General features: G+C 67.5%; 25 protein-coding genes. 9 read left to right on the top strand and 16 right to left on the bottom strand.

Features of this window, described 5'->3' with window-relative positions:
• Nucleotides 1-42: 42 nt before the first annotated feature.
• From P1K30_RS00960 to P1K30_RS00945, 4 genes are all read right to left on the bottom strand, one after another.
• Nucleotides 43-237: a twin-arginine translocation signal domain-containing protein gene (locus P1K30_RS00960; protein WP_275630797.1), complete on the bottom strand. Its 195-nt coding sequence runs from the start codon at nucleotides 235-237 to the stop codon at nucleotides 43-45.
• 65 nt (nucleotides 238-302) lie between these two features.
• A complete protein-coding gene (locus P1K30_RS00955; RefSeq protein WP_275630796.1) occupies nucleotides 303-911 on the bottom strand; it encodes a TorD/DmsD family molecular chaperone in 609 nt (202 codons plus the stop codon).
• On the bottom strand, nucleotides 908-1,552 hold the full coding sequence (locus P1K30_RS00950) for a DUF3306 domain-containing protein (protein ID WP_275630795.1): 645 nt from the start codon (nucleotides 1,550-1,552) through the stop codon (nucleotides 908-910). Before P1K30_RS00950 ends, P1K30_RS00955 begins: the two co-directional genes overlap by 4 nt.
• Complete coding sequence (locus P1K30_RS00945; protein WP_275630794.1) at nucleotides 1,549-2,115, bottom strand: DUF3305 domain-containing protein; 567 nt, start codon at nucleotides 2,113-2,115, stop codon at nucleotides 1,549-1,551. The genes P1K30_RS00950 and P1K30_RS00945 overlap by 4 nt, the downstream gene beginning before the upstream one ends.
• A 380-nt stretch (nucleotides 2,116-2,495) precedes the next feature.
• On the opposite strand from P1K30_RS00945, the gene P1K30_RS00940 reads away from it, so the two are divergent.
• Nucleotides 2,496-4,448, top strand: coding sequence for a 4Fe-4S binding protein (locus P1K30_RS00940; protein ID WP_275630793.1), 1,953 nt, complete (start codon nucleotides 2,496-2,498; stop codon nucleotides 4,446-4,448).
• Here the strand turns inward: P1K30_RS00940 and P1K30_RS00935 are convergent.
• A complete protein-coding gene (locus P1K30_RS00935; protein WP_275630792.1) occupies nucleotides 4,442-5,209 on the bottom strand; it encodes a substrate-binding domain-containing protein in 768 nt (255 codons plus the stop codon). The two genes, P1K30_RS00940 and P1K30_RS00935, sit on opposite strands and share 7 nt — an antisense overlap.
• A 65-nt stretch (nucleotides 5,210-5,274) precedes the next feature.
• Between P1K30_RS00935 and P1K30_RS00930 the strand changes: the two genes are divergently transcribed.
• The 5 genes from P1K30_RS00930 to P1K30_RS00910 are packed head-to-tail and all read left to right on the top strand — an operon-like array spanning nucleotide 5,275 to nucleotide 9,081.
• Nucleotides 5,275-5,466 (top strand): DUF6494 family protein, encoded by a 192-nt coding sequence (locus tag P1K30_RS00930; protein WP_275630791.1) that lies wholly within the window; start codon nucleotides 5,275-5,277, stop codon nucleotides 5,464-5,466.
• Nucleotides 5,467-5,469: 3 nt separating this feature from the next.
• A complete protein-coding gene (locus P1K30_RS00925; protein WP_275630790.1) occupies nucleotides 5,470-6,540 on the top strand; it encodes an Mrp/NBP35 family ATP-binding protein in 1,071 nt (356 codons plus the stop codon).
• Nucleotides 6,537-7,238 (top strand): biotin/lipoate--protein ligase family protein, encoded by a 702-nt coding sequence (locus P1K30_RS00920; protein WP_275630789.1) that lies wholly within the window; start codon nucleotides 6,537-6,539, stop codon nucleotides 7,236-7,238. Before P1K30_RS00925 ends, P1K30_RS00920 begins: the two co-directional genes overlap by 4 nt.
• Nucleotides 7,235-7,714: a DUF6505 family protein gene (locus P1K30_RS00915; RefSeq protein ID WP_275630788.1), complete on the top strand. Its 480-nt coding sequence runs from the start codon at nucleotides 7,235-7,237 to the stop codon at nucleotides 7,712-7,714. Before P1K30_RS00920 ends, P1K30_RS00915 begins: the two co-directional genes overlap by 4 nt.
• Nucleotides 7,711-9,081: a multicopper oxidase family protein gene (locus P1K30_RS00910; protein ID WP_275630787.1), complete on the top strand. Its 1,371-nt coding sequence runs from the start codon at nucleotides 7,711-7,713 to the stop codon at nucleotides 9,079-9,081. Before P1K30_RS00915 ends, P1K30_RS00910 begins: the two co-directional genes overlap by 4 nt.
• Before the next feature lie 56 nt (nucleotides 9,082-9,137).
• On the opposite strand, the gene P1K30_RS00905 is transcribed toward P1K30_RS00910, so the two are convergent.
• From P1K30_RS00905 to P1K30_RS00855, 11 genes are all read right to left on the bottom strand, one after another.
• Complete coding sequence (locus tag P1K30_RS00905; protein ID WP_275630786.1) at nucleotides 9,138-9,890, bottom strand: ABC transporter ATP-binding protein; 753 nt, start codon at nucleotides 9,888-9,890, stop codon at nucleotides 9,138-9,140.
• On the bottom strand, nucleotides 9,887-10,750 hold the full coding sequence (locus tag P1K30_RS00900) for an ABC transporter ATP-binding protein (RefSeq protein ID WP_275630785.1): 864 nt from the start codon (nucleotides 10,748-10,750) through the stop codon (nucleotides 9,887-9,889). The genes P1K30_RS00905 and P1K30_RS00900 overlap by 4 nt, the downstream gene beginning before the upstream one ends.
• Entirely contained in the window at nucleotides 10,747-11,670 is a 924-nt protein-coding gene (nikC, locus tag P1K30_RS00895) for a nickel transporter permease (RefSeq protein WP_275630784.1), read from the bottom strand. The genes P1K30_RS00900 and nikC overlap by 4 nt, the downstream gene beginning before the upstream one ends.
• A complete protein-coding gene (locus P1K30_RS00890; RefSeq protein WP_275631547.1) occupies nucleotides 11,667-12,638 on the bottom strand; it encodes an ABC transporter permease in 972 nt (323 codons plus the stop codon). Before P1K30_RS00890 ends, nikC begins: the two co-directional genes overlap by 4 nt.
• A gap of 97 nt (nucleotides 12,639-12,735) precedes the next feature.
• Nucleotides 12,736-14,292 carry an ABC transporter substrate-binding protein gene (locus P1K30_RS00885; protein ID WP_275631546.1) on the bottom strand — a complete coding sequence of 519 codons (1,557 nt, stop codon included), beginning with the start codon at nucleotides 14,290-14,292 and terminating at the stop codon, nucleotides 12,736-12,738.
• Between the two features lie 115 nt (nucleotides 14,293-14,407).
• Nucleotides 14,408-15,469 (bottom strand): dipeptidase, encoded by a 1,062-nt coding sequence (locus tag P1K30_RS00880; protein ID WP_275630783.1) that lies wholly within the window; start codon nucleotides 15,467-15,469, stop codon nucleotides 14,408-14,410.
• A gap of 123 nt (nucleotides 15,470-15,592) precedes the next feature.
• Nucleotides 15,593-15,730 (bottom strand): cytochrome bd-I oxidase subunit CydX, encoded by a 138-nt coding sequence (gene cydX, locus P1K30_RS00875; RefSeq protein ID WP_275630782.1) that lies wholly within the window; start codon nucleotides 15,728-15,730, stop codon nucleotides 15,593-15,595.
• Between the two features lie 13 nt (nucleotides 15,731-15,743).
• The gene (cydB, locus tag P1K30_RS00870; protein WP_275630781.1) at nucleotides 15,744-16,907 is read right to left on the bottom strand and encodes a cytochrome d ubiquinol oxidase subunit II; all 1,164 of its coding nucleotides are present in this window, start codon (nucleotides 16,905-16,907) and stop codon (nucleotides 15,744-15,746) included.
• A 5-nt stretch (nucleotides 16,908-16,912) separates the two neighbouring features.
• Nucleotides 16,913-18,508: a cytochrome ubiquinol oxidase subunit I gene (locus P1K30_RS00865; RefSeq protein WP_275630780.1), complete on the bottom strand. Its 1,596-nt coding sequence runs from the start codon at nucleotides 18,506-18,508 to the stop codon at nucleotides 16,913-16,915.
• Nucleotides 18,509-18,599: 91 nt separating this feature from the next.
• A complete protein-coding gene (locus P1K30_RS00860) occupies nucleotides 18,600-20,201 on the bottom strand; it encodes an amino acid ABC transporter ATP-binding/permease protein (RefSeq protein WP_275630779.1) in 1,602 nt (533 codons plus the stop codon).
• Nucleotides 20,198-21,850, bottom strand: coding sequence for an ABC transporter ATP-binding protein/permease (locus P1K30_RS00855; protein ID WP_275630778.1), 1,653 nt, complete (start codon nucleotides 21,848-21,850; stop codon nucleotides 20,198-20,200). Before P1K30_RS00855 ends, P1K30_RS00860 begins: the two co-directional genes overlap by 4 nt.
• Nucleotides 21,851-22,008: 158 nt before the next feature.
• Between P1K30_RS00855 and P1K30_RS00850 the strand changes: the two genes are divergently transcribed.
• The 3 genes from P1K30_RS00850 to P1K30_RS00840 all read left to right on the top strand — a co-directional run bounded on the left by P1K30_RS00850 (nucleotide 22,009) and on the right by P1K30_RS00840 (nucleotide 25,094).
• The gene (locus tag P1K30_RS00850; protein WP_275630777.1) at nucleotides 22,009-22,734 is read left to right on the top strand and encodes a VIT1/CCC1 transporter family protein; all 726 of its coding nucleotides are present in this window, start codon (nucleotides 22,009-22,011) and stop codon (nucleotides 22,732-22,734) included.
• Between the two features lie 71 nt (nucleotides 22,735-22,805).
• Nucleotides 22,806-23,843, top strand: coding sequence for an NAD-dependent epimerase/dehydratase family protein (locus P1K30_RS00845; protein ID WP_275630776.1), 1,038 nt, complete (start codon nucleotides 22,806-22,808; stop codon nucleotides 23,841-23,843).
• Nucleotides 23,844-24,059: 216 nt separating this feature from the next.
• Nucleotides 24,060-25,094, top strand: coding sequence for a Gfo/Idh/MocA family protein (locus P1K30_RS00840; protein ID WP_275630775.1), 1,035 nt, complete (start codon nucleotides 24,060-24,062; stop codon nucleotides 25,092-25,094).
• Nucleotides 25,095-25,314: the final 220 nt, after the last annotated feature.

Here is a 25,314-nt window from a genome sequence, read left to right as displayed (position 1 = left end):
GGCCCCATCGTTCCCCGTGGGCCGGCGGTCACCTTGTCCGGGTCAGAACCGGGCGCTTTCGTAGTAGGCCCGCGTGTGTGCGGTATCCTGCATGCTGTCCGACTGAAGATCGGGTTCGGCCGGTCCGGCCTCTGCCGCGGTGCCCGAGGCGAGAGCGACGGCAGCGGCGGGCGCCGTGGTCCCGGCGAGCTTCAGGAAATCGCGCCTGCTTTTCTGAGGTTCGTCTTTTTTCGTCACGTCGTTCCCTCCTCTTGGCTTTCTGTCTGTCTGGCTTGTGGGGGTTGCGGCCTGTGGGGCCGTGGTCATGTCATACGGAAGGCTTCCGCCTCGATCTCCATGAAGGCGCGGCCCACCTGGGCGACGGCGGCATAGAAGACCGAGTTCTTGGCGCCCTCGAGATCGGTATAGAAATGGCCCGCCCAAGGGCGGATGTGCTTGTTGAAGAACGTCTTCTGCTGGTCCAGCGAGGCCGGCACACCGAAGCGGCCAACGATCATCGCGCCCATCATCTCCATCAGCGAGGCGATGTTGTCCTCGGGCTCGAACACGTTCTCGGCGCGGGTCAGGCCACGGGCGCGCATGTCTTCGCGCAACACGGCAAGCGGCTTTTCGTTCAGGAAACCCGTCAGGTAATAGCTGGCATAAGGCAGCAACTCGCCCCGGCCGAGGCCGATGAACAGCTTGTTGAACTCGGACTGCACGGCAGCCGGACGGCTTTTCGCGGCGATGGCGGCCAGCGCGGTGATGCCCTGCCCCAGATCGGTCTCGTCCCCGGTCAGCCCAGCAGTCTGATCCAGCATCAGCTGGTCCGGCGGGCCGGCCAGCAGCACGCCGAGGAAATTGTAAAGATCCGCGCGAAGGCGGTCTTCGTCGGCGATCACCTGGCTTACGGGCTGGGCGGTGGCGGTCATGCTGTCTGTTGCTCCCCATGTGTCGCCGTGTCGTCGAAGGCAAAGCGCATCCGGCGCGGGCGCAGCGTCGGCGCCTCGGTCTGATGCGCCGCGTCGGCGGATGCGGTGGCCTGCGGTTGATCCTCGCGGCGCTCGGTCGTCGTGGTCCCAGTATTCGCCGTGGTCTCGGGCGTCAGGGCGGCGGCCTCTTCGGCCTCGGCGATGTCGTCCGCGACCGCGACCTGCGGATCGTCGGCGTCAGTTCCCAGCGCCTCGCGCGCCAGCTTCTCGACATGCGCGGTCAGCCCCTTGCCGACCTGATAGGCCGTCTTCACCCCCGGCGCATCGGTCGCCGCGTTGGTGAAATCGCCGTCATAGTCGTTCAGCCCGTCAACGCAGGCGAGCACCGGGTTCGTCCGCCACATCCGGCGCAGTGCAAGGCGGCGCAGGCGGGCGGGCACCTCGCGGGCCATGAACGCCTTGAAGTCGTCGCCCGCGTTCATCGTCGAGGGATCCGGCAGCCCGAACTGCGCCAGCAGCTCGGCGTCGGTCTTTTCGGCAACGGATGCTTCGCGAACCTCGGCCTCGCGAACCTCGGCGGCAAGGCGGTCGGCCTTTTCCTCGGCGGCGACGGCGGCGCGGCGGTTGGCCCAGAAACTCAATTCAGTCTCCCCTGCCGGGCCGAGCGCGGCGAGCGGTATACATCGGTGGTCTGCACGATCCGGGCGTCGCCCACACCATCTTCGACAAGATCGACCCGCGACCGGTCGCGGCGGCGTTTCTTGAACTCGTGCTCGACGTGGTGGGCATCGCAGAACGCTTCGACCCACGCGGCGAAACCGTCGGGCATCGGCACCTTCTCGACCACTTCCTCGCCGCTGTCGGCATAGTCCTGTGCGTCGTAGGGCGATGCGGTCACGGTCACCAGAGACAGCGGGCTATCGCCCGTGCCTTCGCGGCGCATGATCACGTACAGGCTGGGGGGCGTGTCGTTCAGCGCTACCATGTAGGCCTCGGTTTCGGTGGCATGAAGGTGCACCGTTCCGGTGAAGGCGTGATACTCGGTCACGTCGCCTTCGCTGCGCAGCATCCGCCAATCCGCCTTGCCCGCACCGGGCAGCACGCCAGCCACGGTCCAAGCCCATTTCGCCCAACGGGTCACCCCGGGGGCGCGGCGCAAAACGACGCCGACTGGCAGGCTCTGGCTCCGCCCGGATGATTTCATGGTCTGGGTATCCTCCAACTTGCACGGATTCTAAGCGCATTGCGAAAGGGGAATGGAAGTGAATTCAAACACCCGGGGTGCAAAAGACCGTATGACTGGACAGAATGGGCAGGTTTGCGTCACCCGAACGGGACGAGTGGACGTTTTGTCCATCATGACTTTTTTAGTCGGAATCCGGCGCCGGTGAATCACCTCTGAGGCCATCAACGGTTTGTGGTCACAAGCACCTGATCGCCCCCTTGCGCCGCCTCGAATCCCGCTTTACGGCGGCTGGAAATCCTGCCTAGGCTGGTCCGAAACGACACGGATCAGCCCTTGTCCGGCGGCGTTTCGCGCCGCGATCCGGACGCGACAAGGCACCAGGGAGCCTGAGGAAATCAATGTCCAAGTGCTTGATAACATGTGATTGCGAGGGGTCGCAGCGCATCGACGCCGCGGGTCTGGAACGGGCCACCGGTCTAGAGGTGCGCCCGCCCTGCACCGCCCTGTGCACCCGCGAGCTGGAGACCGCCGCGAAGGCCATCGCGGGGGGCGACGCGATCATCTGCTGCGGACAAGAGACGCGCACCTTCACCGATCTCGCGGAAGAGATCGGGGCCGACGTTCCGGCCTTCCTTGACCTGCGCGACCGGGCCGGATGGTCCGACGACCCCGCCCCCAAGCTACCCAAAATGTCCGCATTGGCGGCCGAGGCCACGCTGCCCGCCCCTGCGGCCAAGTCGGTGGACGTGATCTCGGAAGGTCTGTGCCTGATCCTTGGCCCCACCGACACCGCGCTGGCGGCTGCCGAGCAGCTGAAGGACCACCTTGGCGTCACCGTGCTGCTGGCCGATCCGCAGGACGTGCCCGACACCCGCGCCTTCGACGCGGTCACCGGTTCGCTGCGCAGCGCGACGGGGGCGCTGGGGGGCTTCCGCGTGACCTTTGACACGCTGCGGCAGGTCGAACCCGCCGGTCGCGGTCCGCTGACGCTGACGGCGCCCCGCGACGGCGCGGTGTCGGACTGCGACGTGATCCTCGACCTGCGCGGGCCTGCGCATCCGCCGCTGTTCCCCGCCCACGAAAAGCGCGAAGGCTACCTGCGCGCCGATCCGGGCAGCCCCGCCGCCGTGGCCGCCGCCGTGATGGCCGCGTCGCATCTAGTCGGCACCTTCGAGAAACCGCTTTACGTGCGGACCGAGCCGCTGCTGTGCGCCCACTCCCGGGCCGGTCAGACGGCTTGCACCCGCTGCCTTGACCTGTGCCCCACCGGCGCGATCGTGCCGGACGGCGAACACGTCACCGTCGATCCGATGATCTGCGCTGGCTGCGGCGCCTGTTCGGCGGCCTGCCCGTCGGGCGCGATCAGCTATGACGCGCCGCCGGTCGACCTGACGATGCGCCGGGTGCAGACGCTGGCGAAAGCCTATCTCGACGCTGGCGGCACGGCGCCGCGCCTGCTGGTCACTGGCGCGCACGGGGCCGAGATGGTGCGCCTTGCCGCCCGCCACGGGCGCGGCCTGCCCGCCGACGTGATCCCGATGGAGGTCGACGCGGTGAACGGCTTCGGCCACGCCGAGATGCTGGCCGCGCTGGCCGCAGGCTTCGCCACCGTCACCGTGATGCCCACGCCCGGCACCGACCGCGACGCGCTGGCCGCGCAAGTGGCGCTGGTGACGGCGATCTCCGACGGGTCGGTCGCGGTGCTGGACACCAACGACCCCGACGCGATGACCGACGCGCTGTATGGCGCCGACACGCCCGCGCCGCGCGCCAACCCGGTGCGACCGCTGGGCAGCCGCCGCCAGATCGCCCGGTCCGCCGCCAAGGGCCTGCGCCCCGATGCGGACATCCTCGCCCTGCCCGAAGGCGCGCCCTATGGCGCGGTGCTGGTCGACACCAACGCTTGTACGCTGTGCCTGTCCTGCGTGTCGCTTTGCCCGTCCGGCGCGCTTGGCGATAACCCGGACCTGCCGCAGCTTCGGTTCCAGGAAGACGCCTGCCTGCAGTGCGGCCTGTGCGCCAACATCTGCCCCGAGACCGCGATCACGCTGGAGCCGCGCCTGAACCTGACGCCGCAGGCGCTGGAACAGGTGGTCCTCCACGAGGAAGAACCCTTCCCCTGCGTCGAATGCGGCACGCTGTTCGGGGTGAAGTCCACCATCGAACGGATCACGGCCAAGCTAGAAGGCCACGCGATGTACCAGAACCCGCAGGCGATCCGCATGATCCAGATGTGCGACGACTGCCGGGTGAACGCGCAGTACCACGCCGACAACTCGCCGCTGCGCGGACCGGACCGGCCCCGCGTGCGCACCACCGACGACTACCTGTCGAAGCGCCGCGATCACTGATGCTGAAGCGGCGCCCCCAGGTCGGCGGGCTCCAGCCCGGCGACATAGGCCACGATGGCCTCGACCTCGTCCACGGTCATCTCGACCGGGACGATGGGCGACGGGCGGCTGATCGGGAACGGCTCGGTCACGCCCTCGACCTGGGTGAAGGCCGGGTGCGGGTTCAGGATGTAGAACACCTGGAACCGGTATTCCCAGTCGTCGAAGGCGCGCAGCAGGAAGAAGGACGGCGTGCTGTCGATCGAGGTCATGCGCGTGTCTTCGGAAATGACGTGACAGCGCACGCAGTGGACGCGCGACGCCACAAGCCCGGCGCGCGCCAGTTCGGTGTCGATCTCGATCTCTTCGGGTGCGGCCTCGACCACTTCGGGCGGCCCGAACAGCGCGGCCCCATCCGGCGCGTAGCCGGTGATCGTCGCCAGCCCGACGTCCGAGGCGAACCAATCCGCCAGCCGCGCGGCCCCGTCGTTGTCGGACGAAAGAACGGCGACGTGCCAGCTTTGATCCGGGCCTTCGAACACCGCGACGCCGTCGTCGCCCAACGCAATATCGGCCGCGTCGCCGGGCGCGACGACCTGAACTTTTACCTGCGTTTTCAAAGAGAAGCGCGGCAAGGCATAGCGCAACACACCGCTATCCACCAGCGCCGCGGGCGCGGCCAGCCGGACCGTTCGGTCCTGTGCCGGGGCGGGAACGGGCGCGAGTGCCTGGGCGAGGATCAGAACGACCGCCGCCGCCAGTATCTGCCGGATGCCGTGCATGGACCGATCCTAGAAAGCGCGCAACCGAACCGTCAAGACAACTTGAACCAAGGGAAGGACAGACCATGAGCGAAGACTTCAACATGTCGATGCGCAAGTTCCTGAAGCAGGTGGGCGTCACCTCGCAGCAGGCCATCGAGGAAGCGATGCGCGACGCCGAGACGTCGGGCAAGGAATTCACCGCGACCGCCACCATCACGATCCCCGAGCTGGGTCTGGAACACACGGTCAGCGGCACCATCAAGGGGCAGGACTGAAACTTGGCACTTGATCGAGACACCGTCCTTGGCCTGCTGAAACAGATCGACGATCCGGTTTCCGGCAGCGACATCGTCGCCGCCGGGGTGATGCGGGCGCTGAACGTCGGCGACGCCGGCGACGTGCGCTTCGTGCTGGAGATCGACCCGAAGCGGGCCAAGGATTACGAGGCGGTGCAGGCCGCCGCCGAGACGGCGCTGAAACAGGCGGGCGCGGCCAAGGTTTCCGTCGTGATGACCGGCCCCACCTCGACGCCCGAGGCGCCGCCGGACCTGAAACCGCGCCGCGCCGCCGAGCCGCAGGGCCCGCAGAAGATTCCCGGCGTCGACCGCATCCTTGCCATCGCATCCGGCAAGGGCGGCGTCGGCAAGTCGACCGTGTCGGCCAACCTTGCCTGCGCGCTGGCGCAGCAGGGCCGCCGCGTCGGCCTGCTGGACGCCGACGTTTACGGCCCCTCGCAGCCCCGGATGCTGGGCGTGTCGGGTCGCCCCGCCTCGCCCGACGGCAAGACGATCCTGCCGCTGCGCAACCACGGCGTCACGCTGATGTCCATCGGCCTTCTGACCAATGAAGGTCAGGCGGTGGTCTGGCGCGGGCCGATGCTGATGGGCGCGCTGCAGCAGATGATGACGCAGGTGCAGTGGGGCGCGCTGGACGTGCTGATCGTCGACCTGCCGCCCGGCACCGGCGACGTGCAGATGACGCTGGCGCAGAAGGCCCATGTCGATGGCGCGGTGATCGTGTCGACGCCGCAGGACGTGGCCCTGCTGGACGCCCGCAAGGGGATCGACATGTTCCAGCAGCTGAAGGTTCCGATCGTCGGCATGATCGAGAACATGTCGACCCATATCTGTTCCAACTGCGGCCACGAGGAACACGTCTTCGGCCACGGCGGTGTCGCGGCCGAGGCCGAGAAGCTGGGTGTGCCGCTGCTGGCAGAGGTGCCGCTGCATCTGGATATCCGGCTGGCGTCCGACGGCGGCGCGCCCATCGTGGTGTCGCAGCCCGACAGCGCGCAGGCCAAGGCGTTTCAGGACATCGCCTCGAAACTGGTGTCCGAGGGCGCCGCGTGACCGAGCCGTCCTTTCCGCCACTGTTCACGGGCGAGGCGGTGCGGGGCGATCCCTTCGCCGCCGCCTGCGCCCGTGCGGCAGCGGGGTGCGACGCCGGGCTGATCACCTACCGCCCCGCCCCCGAGCGGCTGGAGGCGGCCATCGTCTTCGCCCCCGAGGTGCCGCTGGCCGATGCCGTGCTGGCGCTGCCGGTGTGCGGCATCGGGTTCCAGAATGCGCTTGGCGCGCTGGCCCCGCCGTCGGTCGGGGTCTACCTTGGCTGGAACGGCGACATCCGCGTGAACGGCGGCCTGTGCGGTCGGCTGCGCATGGCGGCCGACACGCGCGACCCGGAAACCGTGCCTGGCTGGATGGTGATCGGGCTGGACCTGATCGCGGTCGACGCGACCGAGGACCCCGGCGTCAAGCCAGACACCACCGCCCTGTACAACGAGGGCTGCGGCGACATCGAACTGCCGCAGCTGCTAGAGGCTTGGGCCCGCCACACGCTGGTCTGGCTGGGCCGATGGGAGGACGAGGGCGTCCGACCGATCCACAAGGAATGGATCGGCATCGCCCACGGCATCGACGAACAGGTGACGCAGGGCGGCGTCACGGGTACATTCACCGGCGTGGACGAACGGCTGGGGATGCTGCTGAAAAGCGGCGACACCACCCGGCTGATCCCGCTGACCGAGCTTCTGGAGGACCCCGCATGAAACTGGCCCGCGCCATTCACTTCGACGAAAGCGACAGCCGGGTGTTCCATTCGCCTGCGCGCACCGGCGAGTGGTGCATCTCGGGCGGGTTCGAGTTCTCGAACTGGACCGAGGCCGACCTGACCGGCAAGGCCCGGCAGGCCTTCGCGAACGGCTGGATGGGGCTGGAAACCTTCGGCCGCGTCACCTTCGTGGCGGTCACCACGCTGGAACCCGCCGAGCACGAGGCGCTGTGCCGGGGGCTGGCCCGCCACTTCGTGACCTACTACGGCGCGCCCTCGGAAGAGGCTGCCCTGCCCGTCGCACGCGAGGAACTCGCCCAGATGATCGAACTGTGCGAGGATCACGCGCCCAACACCGTGCTGACCGTCGCCCGCGAGCTGACCGAGGCCGGCGTGCGCGAGGCCTACCGCGTGATCGAGGCGCAGGAGGCCGGGCTTGACCAGTTCGCCATCCACGGGAGTCTCGACGAATGAAGCTGACCCGACGCACCTTCCTTGGCTCTGTCGCCGCCACGCTGGCTTTGCCGCGGGCCGGTTTGGCGGCAGTCGCCGAGCTTCGCCCTGCCCCGGCAAACCTGCAAATCCTGCCGTCCGATTACCCGACCACCGACGTCTGGGGCTACGGCGGGATGCCCGGCCCCGAGATCCGGCTGCCGCAGGGCGCGCGGCTGGACCGGCGGCTGGTGAACGGGCTGGATCAGCCCACCACGATCCACTGGCACGGCCTGCGTCTGCCCAACGCGATGGATGGCGTGGCTGGAATGACGCAGGACAGCGTCGCGCCGGGCGGCACCTTCGACTATGGCTTCGATCTGAAGGACGCGGGCACCTACTGGTACCACCCGCACGACCGCAGCTATGAACAGGTCGGCCGCGGGCTGGCCGGGGCGCTGATCGTGACCGAGGCGGACGCCCCCGAGGTCGACCGCGACGAGGCACTGGTTCTGCAGGACTGGCGGATGCAGCCCGACGGCACCATGGTCGAGGACTTCGGCGCGCTGCACGACATGGCGCACGCGGGGCGGATCGGCAACTACGTCACCGCGAACGGCCAGTCCTACATCGAACGTGACCTGCCGCTGCATGGCCGCCTGCGCCTGCGGCTGATCAACGCCGCCGCCTCGCGCGTCATGCAGATCGTGCACGCCGGTTTCACAGGCTGGACCGTGGCCGAGGACGGCCACCCGCTGGAAACACCGGCGGCCCTGCCCGAGATGCTGGTGCTGGGACCGGGCCAGCGCATGGACCTGATCGTCGATGTCAGCGCGACCGGCGACGAGACCGCCTATCTGGGGCTGGTCGAAGGCGACAGTGCGGCGGTTTTGTACGAGGTGACGCCGTCCGAGGCCGAACGCGACGCGGCCCGCGCCGCGCCCGCACCGCTTCCGCCCAACCCGCTTCCGCCGCTGGGCGACCTGTCCAAGGCCCGCGCGACCGAAGTGCGGATCGAGGGCGGCGCAATGGGCCGCATGACCGCCGCCCGTGCCGATGGTGTAGAAATGCCGATGCAGGATCTTGTCCAGCAAGGTCTGGTCTGGGCGCTGAACGGCGCGGCCGGTGTGCCCGACACGCCCATCGCCACGGTGTCACCGGGCGAGACGCTGCGGATGCCGCTGATCAACGACACCGCATGGCCACACGTCATGCACCTGCACGGCCATCCGTTCCGCGTGATCGAAGGCGACCGCCCCGGCGGCCCGTGGCGCGACTCGGTCCTCGTGATGCCGGGCGACCGGACCGAAATCGCCTTCGTCGCTGAGGAACCCGGCGACTGGATGTTCCACTGCCACATGCTCGACCACTCGGCCAGCGGCATGATGCATTGGGTGAAGGTCCGCTGATAGGCGCTGGAATTTTCTAGGAAATTCCGGCGGGCAGGATCTTCTAGAAGATCCTGCTACCTCACCGCCCCGATCGAGCTTTCCAGCAGGTGCCGCGTGTACGGGTGTTCGGCCTGCAGCGCGCGCATCTTCTCGACGCCCAGCAGTTCCACCACCTCGCCGGTCTGCATCACCGCGATCCGGCCGCACAGGTGCCCCACGACGCCAAGATCGTGCGAGACCATGATGTAGGTCAGGCCATGCTCGGCGCGCAGTTCCGCCAGCAGGTTCAGGATCTCGGCCTGCACGCTGACGTCCAGCGCCGAGGTCGGTTCGTCCAGCAGCAGCACGCGCGGCTCTGGCGCCAGCGCACGGGCGATGGCGACGCGCTGGCGCTGGCCGCCCGACAGCTGGTGCGGATACCGAAAGCGAAAGCCCGGCCCCAGCCCCACGTCGCGCAGCAGCTTGTCGATGCGGGCGTCGATGTCCTTGAAACCATGCAGGCCCAGCACCTCGGACAGCACACGGTCCACCGTCTGACGCGGGTGGAGCGAGGCATAGGGGTCCTGAAACACCATCTGCACGGTCTTGTAGAACTTCGGGGTGCGGGCGACGCCAAGCGGCTCTCCCATCACCCGCATCTCGCCGTTCCACGTCGGCACCAGCCCGGCGATGGCGCGCAGCACCGTCGACTTGCCCGATCCGCTTTCCCCGACAAGGCCGAAACTTTCGCCCTCGGCCACGTCAAAGCTGACATGCTTCACGGCGTCGGTGCGCGCGGCGCCCTCGCCGAACCAGACGTTCAGGTCCTTGATCTCAAGCGCGTTCACAGCAGGGCACTCACGGATGGGGCCTCGCGCCAGGCGGGGTCGCGTTGCAGCACCTCCAGCCGGTCGCGGGGGTGTTCTAGGTCGGGAACCGAGTTCAGCAGCCCCCGCGTGTAGGGATGGGTCGCCTCGTTCAGGCGGCCCGCCTCGCAGACTTCGACGATGCGCCCGGCGTACATGATCACGATCCGGTCGCAGAACTTCGACACAAGGTTAAGGTCGTGGCTGATGAAGATCAGTCCCATCCCCCGCTCGCGCACCAGTTCGTCCATGATTTCCAACACCTGCAACTGGACGCTCACGTCCAGCGCCGAGGTCGGTTCGTCCGCAATCAGGATCTCGGGGCCCGGGATCAGCATCATCGCGATCATGATGCGCTGCCCCATGCCGCCCGAGACCTCGTGCGGGTACAGGTCGAACACTCGCTCGGGCTCGCGGATCGCCACGCGGTCCAGCATCTCAAGCGCGCGGGTCCGGGCGACGGATTTCGACACCTTTTCATGGGTGCGCAGCGCCTCGGTGATCTGCTGGCCGACCGTCATCACCGGGTTCAGCGAGAACTTCGGGTCCTGCATGATCATCGACGCCTTGTGCCCGCGCAGCTTGCGCATCCGGGTTTCCGGCACGTTCAAGATATCCTCGCCGTCCATCTCCATCCGATCGGCGGTGATGAAGCCCGGCTTGCGGATCAGGCGCAGGATCGCGCGTCCGGTCATCGACTTGCCGGACCCGGATTCGCCCACGATCCCAAGCCGTTCGCGGTCAAGGCTGAAGCTGATGCCGCGCACCGCGTCGAAGATGCCGTTGCGGGTCGGAAAGCGCACCCACAGGTTTTCGATGTCCAGAAGGTTGGTCTGGGTCACTGGCCGCCCTCCTTCGGATCGAGCACGTCGCGCAGGCCGTCGCCCAGCAGGTTGAACGCCAGCGAGATCGAGAAGATCGCCAGACCGGGGATTGTCGCGACCCACCAGTAATCAAGGATGTACTTGCGCCCTTCCGAGATCATCGCACCCCATTCCGGCGACGGCGGCTGCGCCCCAAGGCCCAGAAAGCCAAGGCCGGCTGCGGTCAGGATGATGCCCGCCATGTCCAACGTGACCCGGATCACCAGCGACGAGATACACAGCGGCCAGATGTGCCGCGTGATGATCCGCGCGGTCCCCGCGCCCTGAAGCTTGATCGCGTGGATATAGTCGGAATTGCGGATCGTCAGCGTCTCAGCCCGCGCGATCCGCGCATAGGGCGGCCACGCCGTCAGCGAGATCGCCAGCACCGCGTTCTCGATCCCCGCCCCCAGCGCCGCCACGAAGGCCAGCGCAAGGATCAGGCGCGGGAAGGCAAGGAAGATGTCGGTGAAGCGCATCAGCAGCACATCGACCCAGCCGCCCATGTAGCCCGAGATCGTCCCAATCAGCAGGCCCAGCAGCGGCGCGACCATCGCCACCAGCAGGACGATGTAAATCGAGATCCGCGCGCCATAAAGCAGCCGCGAGAAGATGTCCCGCCCAAGGCTGTCGGTGCCGAACAGGTGCCCGTCCGTCCCCGGCGGCTGGAGGCGCGCGGCGAGATCCTGCGCGAAGGGATCCTGTGTGGCCAGAAGCGGCGCGAAGATCGCGCACAGGATCAGGAAGACCAGAATGATCAGCCCGACCATCGCCAGCGTGTTGGACCGGAACGACAGCCAGCCCTGATACCACGCGGCGGCGCGGGCCTGCCTGCGCGAAGTCGGCTCTTCCGCCAGCAGCCAGTCGCGCAGCCCTTGTTTTTGAACAGTCTCGGTCATTTCGACCTCGGATCGAAGAAGCGGTACAGCAGGTCAGAGAAGATGTTCAGGCACACGAAGATGGTGCCGATCACGATCGTCCCGCCAAGGACCGAGTTCATGTCGTTCGCCAGCAGCGACGTGGTGATGTACTGGCCAATGCCGGGCCATGCGAAGATGATCTCGGTCAGCACCGAGCCCTCCAGCAGGTTGGCATAGGCCAGCGCGATCACCGTGATCAGCTGGATGCGGATGTTGCGGAAGGCGTGCTTCCAGATGACGGTGCTTTCCGACAGCCCCTTCACCCGCGCCGTGGTCACGTATTCCGAATTCAGCTGTTCCAGCATGAACGAGCGGGTCATCCGGCTGATGTAGGCCAGCGAGTAATAGCCCAGCAGCGAGGCGGGCAGGATGATGTGGCTGAACGCGTCCTTGAACACGGCCCATTCGCCGCGCAGCAGGCTGTCGACCAGCAACATGCCGGTGATCGGCTCGACGATCCCCTGATAGAAGATCCCGACCCTTCCCGGACCGGCCACCCATGCAAGGATGCCGTAAAACAGCAAAAGGCCCACAAGCCCCAGCCAGAAGATCGGCATGGAATACCCGATCAGCCCGACGAAGCGGCTGACCTGATCGATCCACGAGCCGCGCCGGACGGCGGCCACGACGCCCAGCGGCACGCCAAGGAACACGCCGATCAGCGTGCCCAGCGTCGCCAGTTCCAGCGTGGCCGGGAATACCCGTGCGATGTCGTCGGCGACCTGCTGTCCGGTGCGGATCGAGGTGCCGAAGTCGCCTTGCAGCACGTTTCCGACGTAGATGCCGAACTGCACGATCAGCGGCCTGTCCAGCCCCAGCTCGCGGAAGGTCTCGTCGTACTGCGCCTGCGTTGCCCGTTCGCCGATCACGGCGAGAACCGGGTCGATCGGCATCACGCGGCCGATCATGAATGTCACGAAAAGAAGTCCCAGAAGCGTTGCCGCCACCGTCGCGAAGGTCGCGCCGGTCTTCTTTGCCCAAGGCGGAACGGGCGGCTTGCGCCGCCCGCCCGGAATGTTGACCTGTTCTACCACTGTGCGGCGCTTACTTCGTGATGACCCAGTAGGACACCGCGGTGGTCGCACCACCGGCAACGAAGTTCTCGACGCTTTCGCCCATCGCGTTCTGTTCGATCTGCTGGAACATCACGCCGAACGGCGAGACTTGCTGGTGCTCTTCCTGCAGCGCCATGTACATCTCGGCCCGGGTCGCGGTGTCGTTCTCGACGACGGCGGCAAGGGTTTCCTCGCTCATTTCCGGGATGCCCCAAGCGTTACGCCAAGCCAGAAGACCGGTCGCGCCCGCTTCGTCCGAGTTGTCGGGGTTGTAGGCAAAGGTACCGGCGTTGGTGTTGGGGTCGGGATAGTCCGGGCCCCATGCGCCAAGGTAGATGTCGTGTTCACGAGCGCGGTAGCGGTCCAGCGTCTGGGCGCCGGTGCCGACGATCAGTTCGATGTCACAGCCAAGCTGGCCCCACGTGTTCTGCAGCGACTGGCCGATGTCCATCCGCTCTTGCGCGTCGCGCACCGAGATCGCGATCGGGCCGCAGTCCGGATAGCCGGATTCGGCCAGCGCGGCCTTTGCGGCGTCCATGTCGTAGGTGAACGGCTTGGTTTCCAGCGCGCCAAGGAAGGTCAGCGGCAGGAAGGCCTGATGCACGGTGTACTGGCCCTTGAGGAACGAGTTCGCCATGCCTTCGTAGTCGACCGCGTATTTCAGGGCTTCCAGCACCTTCGGGTCGGCCAGCATGTCGACCTTCTGGTTGGCCGAGAAATACATCAGGCGGCCGCGCAGTTCGTCGACGACCTTCACGCCGTCCACGCCGTCAAGGCCGGCGATGTCTTCGGGCGACAGGTTGCGGGCGACGTCGATGTCCCCGCGTTCCAGCAGCAGGCGCTGGGTGGCCGATTCCTGAATGTGCTGGACGATCACCCGCTCCATCGCCGGGGCTTCGCCGCCGTAGTTCGGGTTCAGATCCATCAGCACCGATTCGTTCGGCTTCCACTCGACCACCTTGTAGGGGCCGGATCCTGCGGTGTTGGTGCGCAGCCATGCGTTGCCCATGTCACCGTCGACCTCGTTGGCCATGACGGTTTCCATGTCCACGATGCCGCCGATGGTGGCGGTCAGGCAGTTCAGCACGAAGGACAGCGCGTACTGCTGGTCCAGCGTGATCTGCAGCGTCATGTCATCGGTGGCGACGATGGTTTCCTCGACGTTTTCGGGGGTAAAGCCGAACTGCGTCAGGATGAACGAGGGCGTCTTGTTCAGCAGCACCGCGCGGCGCAGCGAGAACTCGGCATCCTTGGCGGTCACCGGGTTGCCGGACGAGAAGACGTGGCCTTCGGCGATCGTGAAGGTGATGGTCTTGCCGTCTTCCGAGATTTCCCAGCTTTCAGCCAGCTGCGGGCCGAAACCGGCATCAAGATCCATCGGATCGAAGTTGACCAGTTTCTCGTACACATTGCGCGACACGTCGGCGCCCGCGAACTCGAAGCTTTCGGCCGGGTCGAAGGTTTTGATGTCGTCGATCCGGTTGGCGATCACCAGCATGTTCGGCGGCGTTTCGGCCATGACGGGGGTCAGCGAAGTCCCCAGCATCAGCGCGGTCAGGGCCGCGACCTTGAACGTCTTGAGTTGTTTCACGTGTCTTACTCCCAGTTGGTTTTTGTGTGCCCCGGCCGCTCGTTGGCGACCGGGTTGGTGGTTCGTTGACCTATTGTCCCCACGTCAGGCGCAAAACGCGCAACCAGTTTCCGTGGGCCAGCTTCTTCATCAGTGCGTCGTCTACCCCGTTGTCCCGCATCGCGGTCCGCAAATTGGGCAGACCTGCACAATCCTTGATCCCCTTCGGTATCAGCGCACCGTCGAAGTCAGAACCAATGCCTACGCGATCTTCGCCCAGAAATTTTATCAGATGGTCAAGATGTCTCATCATGACGTCAAGCCCGAAATCGTCATCCATCTTGCCATCGGGTCGCAGGAAGGCGGACGCGAAGTTGATTCCGACCATCCCATCGCTGTCCGCGATCATCTCTAGCTGGCGGTCGGTAAGGTTGCGGGCATGGGGACAGACCGACCACGCGTTCGAGTGGGTCGCGACCAGCGGCGCGTCCGAAATTGCGGCGACGTCCTCGACCCCTTTGCCGTTCAGGTGGCTGAGGTCGATCATGATCTTCAGCGCGTTGCATTCCTTCACCAAAGCCTTGCCCGCCTCGGTCAGACCGCCGCCGATGTCGGGGTCGGACGGATAGCGGAACGGCACCCCTTCCCCGAAAATCGTGGGCCGGGACCAGACCGGACCAAGCGAGCGCAGGCCCCGGGCGTGGAAGTCGTGCAGCTCTTTCAGGTCGGGGCCGATCGCCTCGACCCCCTCGATGTGCATGACCGCGGCCATCCGTTCGCCGCGCTTCAGCACCTCGTCGATCTCGTCGGCGGTGCGACAAATGGTCAGCGCACCTGCATCCTCCAGCGCCTCGATCACGCCGAAGCCGTCCAGCGTGGTGGTCAGCGCCTCTGCCGGGTCCAGCATCGGCGGCAGCGGCAGGTCGTACTGCGGCTTCTGCATCTCGTCGAAATCGACAGAGGCCCCGGCCGGGCTGGGCACGAAGATGGCGAAGAAGCCGCCCCCGAATCCGCCCGCCTTCGCACGCGGCAGGTCGATATGGCCGTCCGGAAGCCCGTCGACCACGCCCTGAGGCGTGACCGAGCCGCGCAGCAGACGCAGGACAAGGTCGTTGTGACCGTCGAAAAAGGGGACTGGTTCGGGCGATGTCATGGGCAGGTCCTGTATGGCTATGCCAAAGGGCTAGACCCATTCACGCGGAATGACCATTCCCCGGACGCCACGCAACCGCAGCGTCCGGGAGGTCGGCGTTTTCGGTATCGGGTCGGCCGGCGCCTAGTCGCGCAGGCTGGGGTCGTCCTCGTTCCCGCGCGCGACAAGGTCGCGGTCGCTTTGCAGTTCCAGCCACATCGCGTTCATCACGGCGAACACGGCGGCCAGCGGAAGGCCGAGGATCCAGGCGAAATACCACATCGTCGGGTCTCCTTCAGTACAGGGTTTCGGAATTGCCGGTCACGTCGTCCTCGGTCACCTTGCCCCACAGGACCCGGTAGACCCACGCCGTGTAGGCAAGGATGATCGGCATGAAGATGACCGTGGCCACCAGCATCACGAACAGCGTCTGATGCGAGGACGACGCGTCCCACACCGTTAGCGAACTGTCCGGAGACAGCGACGACGGCAGGATGAAGGGGAACATCGTCAGGCCCACGGACGAGATCGCGCCGAAGATGCCCAGCTTGGACCACAACAGCGCCGACACTTCGCCGCCGGACCGGATCGCCCGAACCGCCATCGCCATGCCAAGGAAACCCAAGCCAGGCGCGATGGCGATCCACGGACGGTCGGCATAGGCCGCCATCCACGACACGCCGCGCGTCACCTCGGTGTACAGCGGGTTCGACGGGCCGTCCGGCGCGGCCTCGGTCACCAGCGCATAGCCGTCGATCCCGAAGGCCAGCCACAGCCCCGCCACCGCGTACAGCACGATGGTCAGCACGCCGGTCATCGCGCCGATGTTCTGCGCGCGGGTTTGCACGAAGCCCTCGGTCTTGATCGACAGCCACGCGGCGCCATGCGTCAGCAGCATCGACAGCGACACCAGACCGCACAGCAGCGCGAAGGGGTTCAGCAGGCCGAACAGCTTGCCGAAGGCGGAACCGGGATACAGCGGGTACAGGTCCTGCGTCAGTTCGAACGGCACGCCCTGCAGGACGTTGCCCACCGCGACGCCGAACACCAGCGCCGGGACCGCGCCGCCGATGAACAGCGCCCAGTCCCAGCCCGACCGCCATGCGGCGCTGTCGCGCTTGGACCGGTACTTGAACCCCACCGGCCGCAGGATCAGCGCGGCAAGGATCAGGAACATCGCCAGGTAGAACCCCGAGAAGCTGACTGCGTACAGAGGCGGCCACGCGGCGAAGATCGCCCCGCCGCCAAGGATGAACCACACCTGGTTGCCTTCCCAAACGGGGCCGATGGTGTTGATCACCACGCGGCGTTCCACATCGGTGCGCCCCACGAAGGGCAGCAACGCACCAACGCCCATGTCGAAGCCGTCTGTCAGCGCGAAGCCGATCAACAGCACCCCCAGCAGCAGCCACCAGACCACGCGCAGCAGGTCATAACTGAACAGTTCGTAAAGGATCATGGCGCTTACTCCGCGGGGGTGCCGACCGGGCCACGCAGGCGGGCTTCATGCCGCGCGGTCCAGACTTCGGTTTCATCGACATCCTGATGCGGGCCCTTGCGGATGTATTTCAGCATCAGGCCCATCTCGACGATGAAGAGAATGGTATAGAAGGCGACGAACCCGGCCAGCGTCAGCAGCAGGTCAGCGACCGACAGGTTGCTGGCCGACAGCGCCGTGGGCAACACCCCGTCCACCGTCCAAGGCTGGCGACCGAACTCGGCCACGATCCAGCCCATCTCGGCCGCGATCCACGGGGCCGGAATGATCCAGACCGCCGCATGCAGCGCCCAGCGGGGATAGGTCTGTCCCTTGAAGGACGAGCGGTAGAAGAAATACGCCATCACCGCGATGAACGAGAAGCCCAGCACCACCATGATCCGGAACGCCCAGAACAGCGGCCAGACGGTCGGGACCGTATCCCAGGACGTCGTCTCGATCAGCGCGTCGTCGGCGTCCCTCGGGTCGTCGACATACCGCTTCAACAGCATGGCATAGCCAAGATCGTCGGAATGCTCTTCGAAGGTGGCGCGCACCTCGGGCGGGGTCGCGTCGCGCTCGGCCCGGATCGTCATCAGCGCATCGTAAGCGACGATGCCCGACCGGATGCGGTCCTCGGCCTCGGCCACCAGATCGGCGATGCCGGGGATCTCGGTGTTCAGCGACCGGGTGCCGATCAGCCCCATGACCCACGGGATCTCAAGCGCATAGTGCGTTTCGCGCGCCTCTTGATCGGGGAAGCCGACCAACGTGAAGGCGGCAGGCGCCTCGTGGGTTTCCCACATCGCCTCGATCGCGGCGAGCTTCATGCGCTGGTTGTGCGAGGTTTCGTACCCGGACTCGTCGCCCAGCACCACGACCGACAGGGCCGAGGCAAGGCCGAAGGACGCGGCCACGGTGATCGACCGCTTGGCAAGCTCTGTGTGGCGCCCCTTCAGCAGGTACCACGCCGACACGCCCAGCACGAACACGGACGCCGTGACATATCCAGCGGACACGGTGTGCACGAATTTCGACTGCGCCACGCTGTTGAACATGACCTCGAAGAACGACGTCATTTCCATCCGCATGGTGTCGGGGTTGAACTCTGCCCCCACCGGGTTCTGCATCCAGCCGTTCGCGATCAGGATCCACAGCGCCGAGAAGTTCGAGCCGATGGCGACCAGCCACGCGACGACAAGGTGCGCGGTCTTCGACAGCTTGTCCCAGCCGAAGAAGAACAGCCCGACGAAGGTGGCTTCGAGGAAGAAGGCCATCAGCCCCTCGATCGCCAGCGGTGCGCCGAACACGTCGCCCACATAATGCGAATAGTACGACCAGTTCATCCCAAACTGGAATTCCATCGTGATGCCGGTGGCGACACCCAGAACGAAATTGATTCCGAACAGCGTGCCCCAGAACTTGGTCATCTGCCGCCAGATCGGACGGTCGGTCATGACATAGACCGTCTCCATGATCGCGACGAGAATGGACAGACCAAGCGTCAGGGGTACGAACAGGAAATGATACATGGCGGTCAGGGCGAATTGCAGCCGTGACAGCTCTACGACATCGAGTTCCATACCCAATTTCTCCCAATCTTGCGCAAGGGTTGATTCGGGACCCCGCGCTTAACGTAAAACACATATTCCCAATACGTGTTATGAAGCTCCGTCACAAAACGACGCGCTTGCACTCAGCGAATACCCGGTGACCGGCGTTGCGGTGGAGTGTCGCAAGGATCGCCGTGTCCGGCAGGGCGGCGCGCAGGCCATCCAGAACACGGGCGGCGGTTTCGTCGTCCAGCCCCTCGGTCGGTTCGTCCAGCAGCAACAGCCGGGGCCGCCGCAGGATCGCGCGGGCGAGTGCAACACGCCGCGTCTGCCCGCCCGAAAGCCCCGCGCCGGTTTCGCCCAATCGGGTGTCCAGCCCGTCCCGGTCGCGCAGCGCGTCGCCCATGTCGACGGCGTCCAAAGCGCGCCACAGGTCCGCGTCCGGGGTGTCCGGCGGCGCGGCAAGGGCAAGGTTGTCCCGGATCGTGCCGCCGATCAGCACGCTTCGTTGCGGCACCATCGTCACCACGTCGCGCAGGTCCGCCTCCGGCCAATCGCCCGGCGCCCGGCCCGCGATGGCGATCCGCGTATCGCCCACGGGCCAGAGCGCGGCGATCTTCAGAAGCAGCGTCGACTTGCCCGCGCCGCTGGGGCCGGTCAGCGCCAGTCCCCCGCCCGGCTTCAGCTCGAAGGACAGCGCGCCATCCTCCACCGTCAGAAGCGGTCCGTCCGCCGCCGGGCCTGCGCGGTTCGGTGCGTCCGCGCGGCCGATGTCCACCCGCCGCGCGGCATCGACCATGCGGCCCAGTTCGCCCAATCCGCGCCGAAGCGGTGGCAAGGCCTCGGCCAGACCCAGCGCGACGAAGAAGCCGATGGCGGCAGGCGCGGGCGGCGCGCCGCTGGACACCAGCCAGCCCCCCGCCAAAAGCGCCAGCGCCGCCGCCAGCGAGGACAGGGCCGACAGGACGACCCCCGCGCGCCGGTCCATCCGGTCCAGCGTGCGCGCCGCATCTCGGGCGGCCGCGTCCTGCGTGGCAAGCGCCGCCTCGCGCCCCGGCAGCCCGCCCGCCAGCACCAGAGCCGCCCGGTCGCGCATCGCGTCGATCAGCCCGGTGCGCAGGGCTTGCGCCTGCCGCTCGCCCTGCGCCGACGGTGCAATCGCGCGACGCCCCAGCAGCCACAACGCCAGCACGGCCCCCGGCAGATAGCCTGCCGCCACTGCCACCGCGACCGGCAGGCCCGACAGCCACGCCAGCATCGCGAAGGCCAGCGCATGGGTCGCCAGCGCCGCCAAGGCGGGAAGGAACAGCCGCAGCACCAGCCCGTCCAGCGCGTCGACGTCGGCCACGATCCGGGTCAGCGCCGCCTCGCCCCGCAGCCGCATCAGCGCCCGCGCCCCCTGCCCGGCCTGCCGCCGCAGCAGGTCCACCCGCAGCACCGCCAGCGCCCGCAGCGTGGCGTCGTGGGTCAGCACCCGTTCGCCATAGCGCGCCGCCGTCCGGCCCAGCGCCAGCAGCCGCACCCCCGCCGAGGGGCGGAAGACGTCGAAGGCGATGCCGATGCCCGCCAGCCCCGCCACCCCGGTGGCGGTGATGAACCAGCCCGACAGCCCCAGCAGCGCCGCGCCCATCACCAGCACCAGCACCGACAACAGCGCGCCGCGCGCCATCGCGCGGCGGTCGGCGGTCAGAAGCCGCCACAGGATGCGCAACAGCGGCGTCATAGCGCGATCTCCCGGTCCAGCGCCTTGGCCAGCGCGGGGTCGTGGGTGGCGACCAGCAGCGTGCGCCCCTGATCGCGCAGCCCGGTCAGCGCCGCGACGATCTGCGCCGCCGTCTCGGAGTCGAGGTCGGCGGTCGGCTCGTCGGCAAGGATCAGATCGCCGCCCGAGGCGACGGCACGCGCCAGCATCAGCCGCCGCGCTTCGCCCCCCGACACGCCGCCGCCGCTTTCGCCCAGCCGGGTTTCCAGACCATCCGGCAACCGGTCCACGATGTGGCGCGCCTGCACAAGGTCCAGCGCGGCCCACGGATCGGCGCCGGTGCCGCGCGGGTCCAGGAAGTCCGCCAATGTCACATCCGGGAAATGCGGCACCTGCGGCAGCCACGCCAGCCGCGCCCGCCACGCGTCGGCGGTGTCGGCGTCGAGCGGCTGGCCGCAGACCATGACGCGCCCCTCGGCCAACGGCACCAGCCCCGCGACGGCTGCCAGCGTCGTCGTCTTGCCAACGCCCGACGGGCCGGTCAAGGCCAACGCCTCGCCCGCGCGAAGTTGCAGCGACGGCAGCGGCACCGCCCGCCCCGGCAACGCCGCCGCGCCGTGCAGGTCCACCGACAGCGGCCCGTCCAGCGGCGCCGTTGCCGCGCCCGTCCCGATCAGCGCCACGCGGTCGGCCGCATCCAGCGCGTCGAGTTCCGCCACCACCGAGATCCCGGCGGCCCGGTCGTGCCATGCGGCGGCAAGGTCGCGCAGGGGCTGGAAGTATTCGGGCGCGATCAGCAACAGGAACAGCCCCTGCGCCAGCGTCATCTGCCCGCCCCATGTGCCGAACCCGATCTCGCCCAGAAGCGAGAAGCCCACGAACACCGCGACCATCGCCACGCCCAGCGCCGCGAACAGTTCCAGCACGGTGGACGACAGGAAGGCGATGCGCAGCACGGCCATCGTCCGGTCGCGCAACGCCTCGGCTCGGTCGCGGAAATCCTGCGCCGCGCGGTCGGCGGCGCCCAAAAGCCGCAGGTCCAGCAGCGCGGACAGACGGTCCATCAGCATGTCGTTCATGCCGCCGATCTCGTCCAGCTGGCGGCGCGACGCCTGCTCTGCCGCCATGCCCACCAGCGCCATGAACAGCGGGATCAGCGGCCCCGCGACCAGCAGAACCAGCCCCACCGCCCAGCTTTGCGAGAAGGCCAGCACAAGAAACACCAGCGGCAGCACCCGCGTGCGCGTCATGGCGACGTGATAGCGGGTGATCCACGGTTGCAGCATCGGCAGCTTCTGCACCGCCAGCGCAGCCACGGCGGCAGAGCTTTCCGGCCCCGGCGCGCGGATTTCGCGTTCGATCAGCGCGGCGCGTTCGCGGGCGATGGTGCGGTCGGCGGCTTCGAACAGCAGCGCGCCCGCGCGGGCGTCGAGTGCGGCGCGCAGCAGCCCGCCCAGCGCAAACAGCCCGGCGCCCAGCGCGGTGCGGCCCAGCGCCGTGTCGCCCGCCGCCCAGCCGGAAATGACCCATGCGATGCACGCGGCCTGCGCGGGCCAGATCAGCCCGGCCAGCACCGCCAACGCGCCCGCTTGGGTCAGGCCATGCCGGACGGGCGCGATGATGCGCGCCGTGGCCCGGGCCTGCGGGCTTTGCTGCTGGGTGTCCGTCATCGGGTGTCGTCCTGTTCGCGGCGGGACCCTGCACCCCCACGGCGCCGGGTCCAAGCCGAATCCGCGCCCTGCGACGCCGACGCGCAGTCGGAACCGCTTTCCTTGCGCCGCTGCCTGCGGCAGCTTTGGCGCGTCAGCCAGCCAACAAAGGAGCCAGCATGTCCGCCCTAACCGCCCCGGAAGTCCCGGTCCTTGGCCGCGTGCAAAGCTTTCTCAAGCAGATCGTCTATGGCGGCAACGACGGCATCGTCACCACCTTCGCGATCGTCGCAGGCTATGCCGGTGCGGCGGCGGACGGCGCCGGGAAGGTCGGCGCGCTGGCGGTGCTGGTGTTCGGGCTGGCGAACCTTGTGGCCGACGGGGTGTCGATGGGGATGGGAGAGTTCCTGTCCACCCGGTCCCAGCGCGATCTGTACCGCTCGCGACGGGCCGCGGGTCTCGCCCGGTTCCGCGACCGGCCCGAGGCCGCGCGGGCCGAGATCGCCGGGTTGCTGGCGGCGCGGGGGCTGGCGCCCGACGATGCCGAAGCCGCGGCGCGGTATCTGTCCCGCAGCCCCGAACTGGCCGCAGACATCCGGCTGTCCTATGGCGAGGGGCTGACCGACATGCGGCTTGCCCGCCCGCTGAGCGAGGGGCTGACCACTTTCGCGGCCTTCATCGTCTTCGGCCTGTTGCCGCTGGCGCCCTACCTGCTGCTGGACGCCGGGCACGCCAACGCTCTGCCCCTGTCGGTCGGGGCCACCTTCGGCGCATTGCTGGCGCTTGGCCTGCTGCGCTGGCGCGCCATCGGACAGGGGGCGCTGACCGCCGTGGGCGAAACCGTGGGCGTGGGCGCGCTGTGCGCTGCCGTCGCCTATCTGACCGGCGCGCTTGTCGGTGGGTAGGCGGCGGCGGGTAGGCAGCGGCGGCGGATCGCGCTAACAGTCCCGGAGCACCCCAGTCAGGAGCCCTGCCCGTGCCCGAAACCGTGCCCGAAACCGCCCCCCGCGTTCTTATCACCGGAACCGCCGGTTTCATCGGTTTCCACTTGGCGCAGGTTCTGCTGAAGGACGGCTTCCGGGTGCATGGCTATGACGGGATGACGGATTACTACGACGTCTCGCTGAAACGCCGCCGCCACGCGATCCTGCTGCAGAACGAGGACTTCTCTGCCACCGAAGGAATGCTGGAGGACGAGGCGCTGTTCGCTCGCGTCGCCCTCGACTTCGCGCCAGACATCATCGTTCACCTCGCCGCGCAGGCCGGGGTGCGCTATTCGCTGGAGGCACCGCGCGCCTATCTCGACGCCAATGTGATCGGCACCTTCAACGTGATGGAAGCCGCGCGCGAGTTGAAGGTGGCGCACCTGCTGATGGCCTCGACCTCGTCCGTCTATGGCGCGAACGAGGACATGCCCTATGCCGAGACCGACAAGGCCGACACGCAGCTGACGATCTACGCCGCGACGAAGAAGGCGACGGAATCGATGTCGCACGCCTATGCCCACCTGCACGGCATTCCGACGACGATGTTCCGGTTCTTCACCGTGTATGGTCCGTGGGGCCGGCCCGACATGGCGCTGTTCAAGTTCGTAGACGCGATCCTGAACGACCGCCCCATCGACGTGTTCAACCACGGCGAAATGTACCGCGATTTCACCTATGTCGAGGATCTGGTGCATGGCATCCGCCTGCTGATCGACGCGGTGCCCGAGCGCCCCGCCGACGCGTCGCAGATCGAGGACGGCGACAGCTTGTCCCCCGTCGCGCCGTGGCGGGTGGTGAACATCGGCAACTCGGACAAGGTGCGGCTTCTGGATTTCGTCGACGCCATCGAGGCCGAGCTGGGCGTTCCGGCCCGCCGCAACATGATGGACATGCAGCCCGGCGACGTGCCCGCGACATGGGCCGACGCATCGCTGCTGCAGCGCCTGACCGGCTATCGCCCGCAAACCGACGTGCGCGAAGGGATCGCGCGGTTCGTCGCGTGGTACCGCGAGTATTACGGCCGCTGAACGTCCGGGGCTTTGCCCGTTGCTTTGAAGCTAGGGGGGCTTTGCCCACTTCAATTAAGTCGGGGGGCTTTGCCCGTTACTTTTGAGTTAGGGGGGCTTTGCCCCCCGGGGGCCTTCGGCCCTCCCCCCAGGATATTTCCGGACAGAAGAAGCAGGGGCGCTTTCCAAATCGGGGGCGCGCCGCTAGCGTCCGGGTGTCTGAAGGGAGGAGCGGACATGGCCGACTTGCGCGTCGCCGTTATCGGTGCGGGAATCATCGGGGGCACCCATATCGCCACGCTGGGGCGAAGCCGGGGTGTGGCGCTGTGCGCCGTGGTCGACCCGACCGACGCCGGCGCGGCGCAGGCCGCCGAACAGGACGTGCCGCATTATCGCGACGTCTCGGATTTACTGAACGCCGGGGGCGCCGACGCGGCGGTGGTGGCAACGCCGAACCACACCCACGTTCCGATCGCGACGGTCCTGTTGCGGGCGGGCCTTCCCGTGCTGCTGGAGAAGCCGGTCGCCAACAGCGTGGCCGAGGGGCTGGAATTGCAGGCGGTCGTCGAGGCAACCGGGGTTCCGCTGCTGGTGGGGCATCACCGGCGTCACAACCCGATGGTCAAGGCGGCGCGGGCCGCCATCGCGGACGGTCTGTTCGGCACGCTGGTCACCGCCAACGTGCAGGCCGTGATGGCGAAACCGGCGGCCTATTTCGACGTCAAATGGCGCAGCCAGCCGGGGGCCGGTGGGGTGATGGCGATCAACCTGATCCACGAGATCGACCTGCTGCGGCACCTATTCGGCGAGATTTCCGAAGCGCAGGGGCTGGTCTCGGGCGCCGTGCGCGGGCTGGAGGTCGAAGACAGCGCCGCCGCGATCCTGACCTTCGCAAACGGCGGCATCGCCAGCGTCGTAACGACCGACGCCGGGTGCGGGCCGTGGACCTATGACCTTGGGTCGGGCGAAAGCCCGCGCCTGCCGGTGCATGACATCTATGCGCATAGCTATGCCGGGACGAAGGCCGGCATGTCGCTGCCGGACGCGGCGTTCTGGACCCATCCCGGCACGCCGGACTGGTTCGACCGGATGGAACGCGGAACGCTGGACTTTGCCCCGGCCGATCCGTTCGTCGGGCAGATGGAGCATTTCGGCGCGCTGGCGCGGGGCGACACCGCGCCGCTGGTCAGCTGCGCCGATGGTATCGCAAACATGGCGGTGATCGAGGCGATCCGGCGCTCGGCGGAAACCGGGGAGCGGGTGCGCCTGTGACCCGGCGCGCACCGGCCGCAGCGAGTGTCGCATTTTTGCATGGCCGCCCGGAAAACGGCCCTCTTACAGCGCGTTAACCATTTCGGAATCGCCGACGTGGGGGCAAGCTAAGGTTGTCTGGGGAGACATGCGAACAGGGTAAAGATTGAACCCTTTTCCGGCGGCGGGTGCGGCGGCGGCCCGTTGCAGGGCAGCGCCTCGCCCGTGACCCTTGCCGTCT

The sequence above is a fragment of the Psychromarinibacter halotolerans genome, from assembly GCF_029168315.1.
GTDB classification, from domain to species: Bacteria; Pseudomonadota; Alphaproteobacteria; order Rhodobacterales; family Rhodobacteraceae; genus Psychromarinibacter; species Psychromarinibacter halotolerans.
Note: the sequence above shows the minus strand (reverse complement) of the source record. Positions and strands in the feature narration are given on the sequence as shown.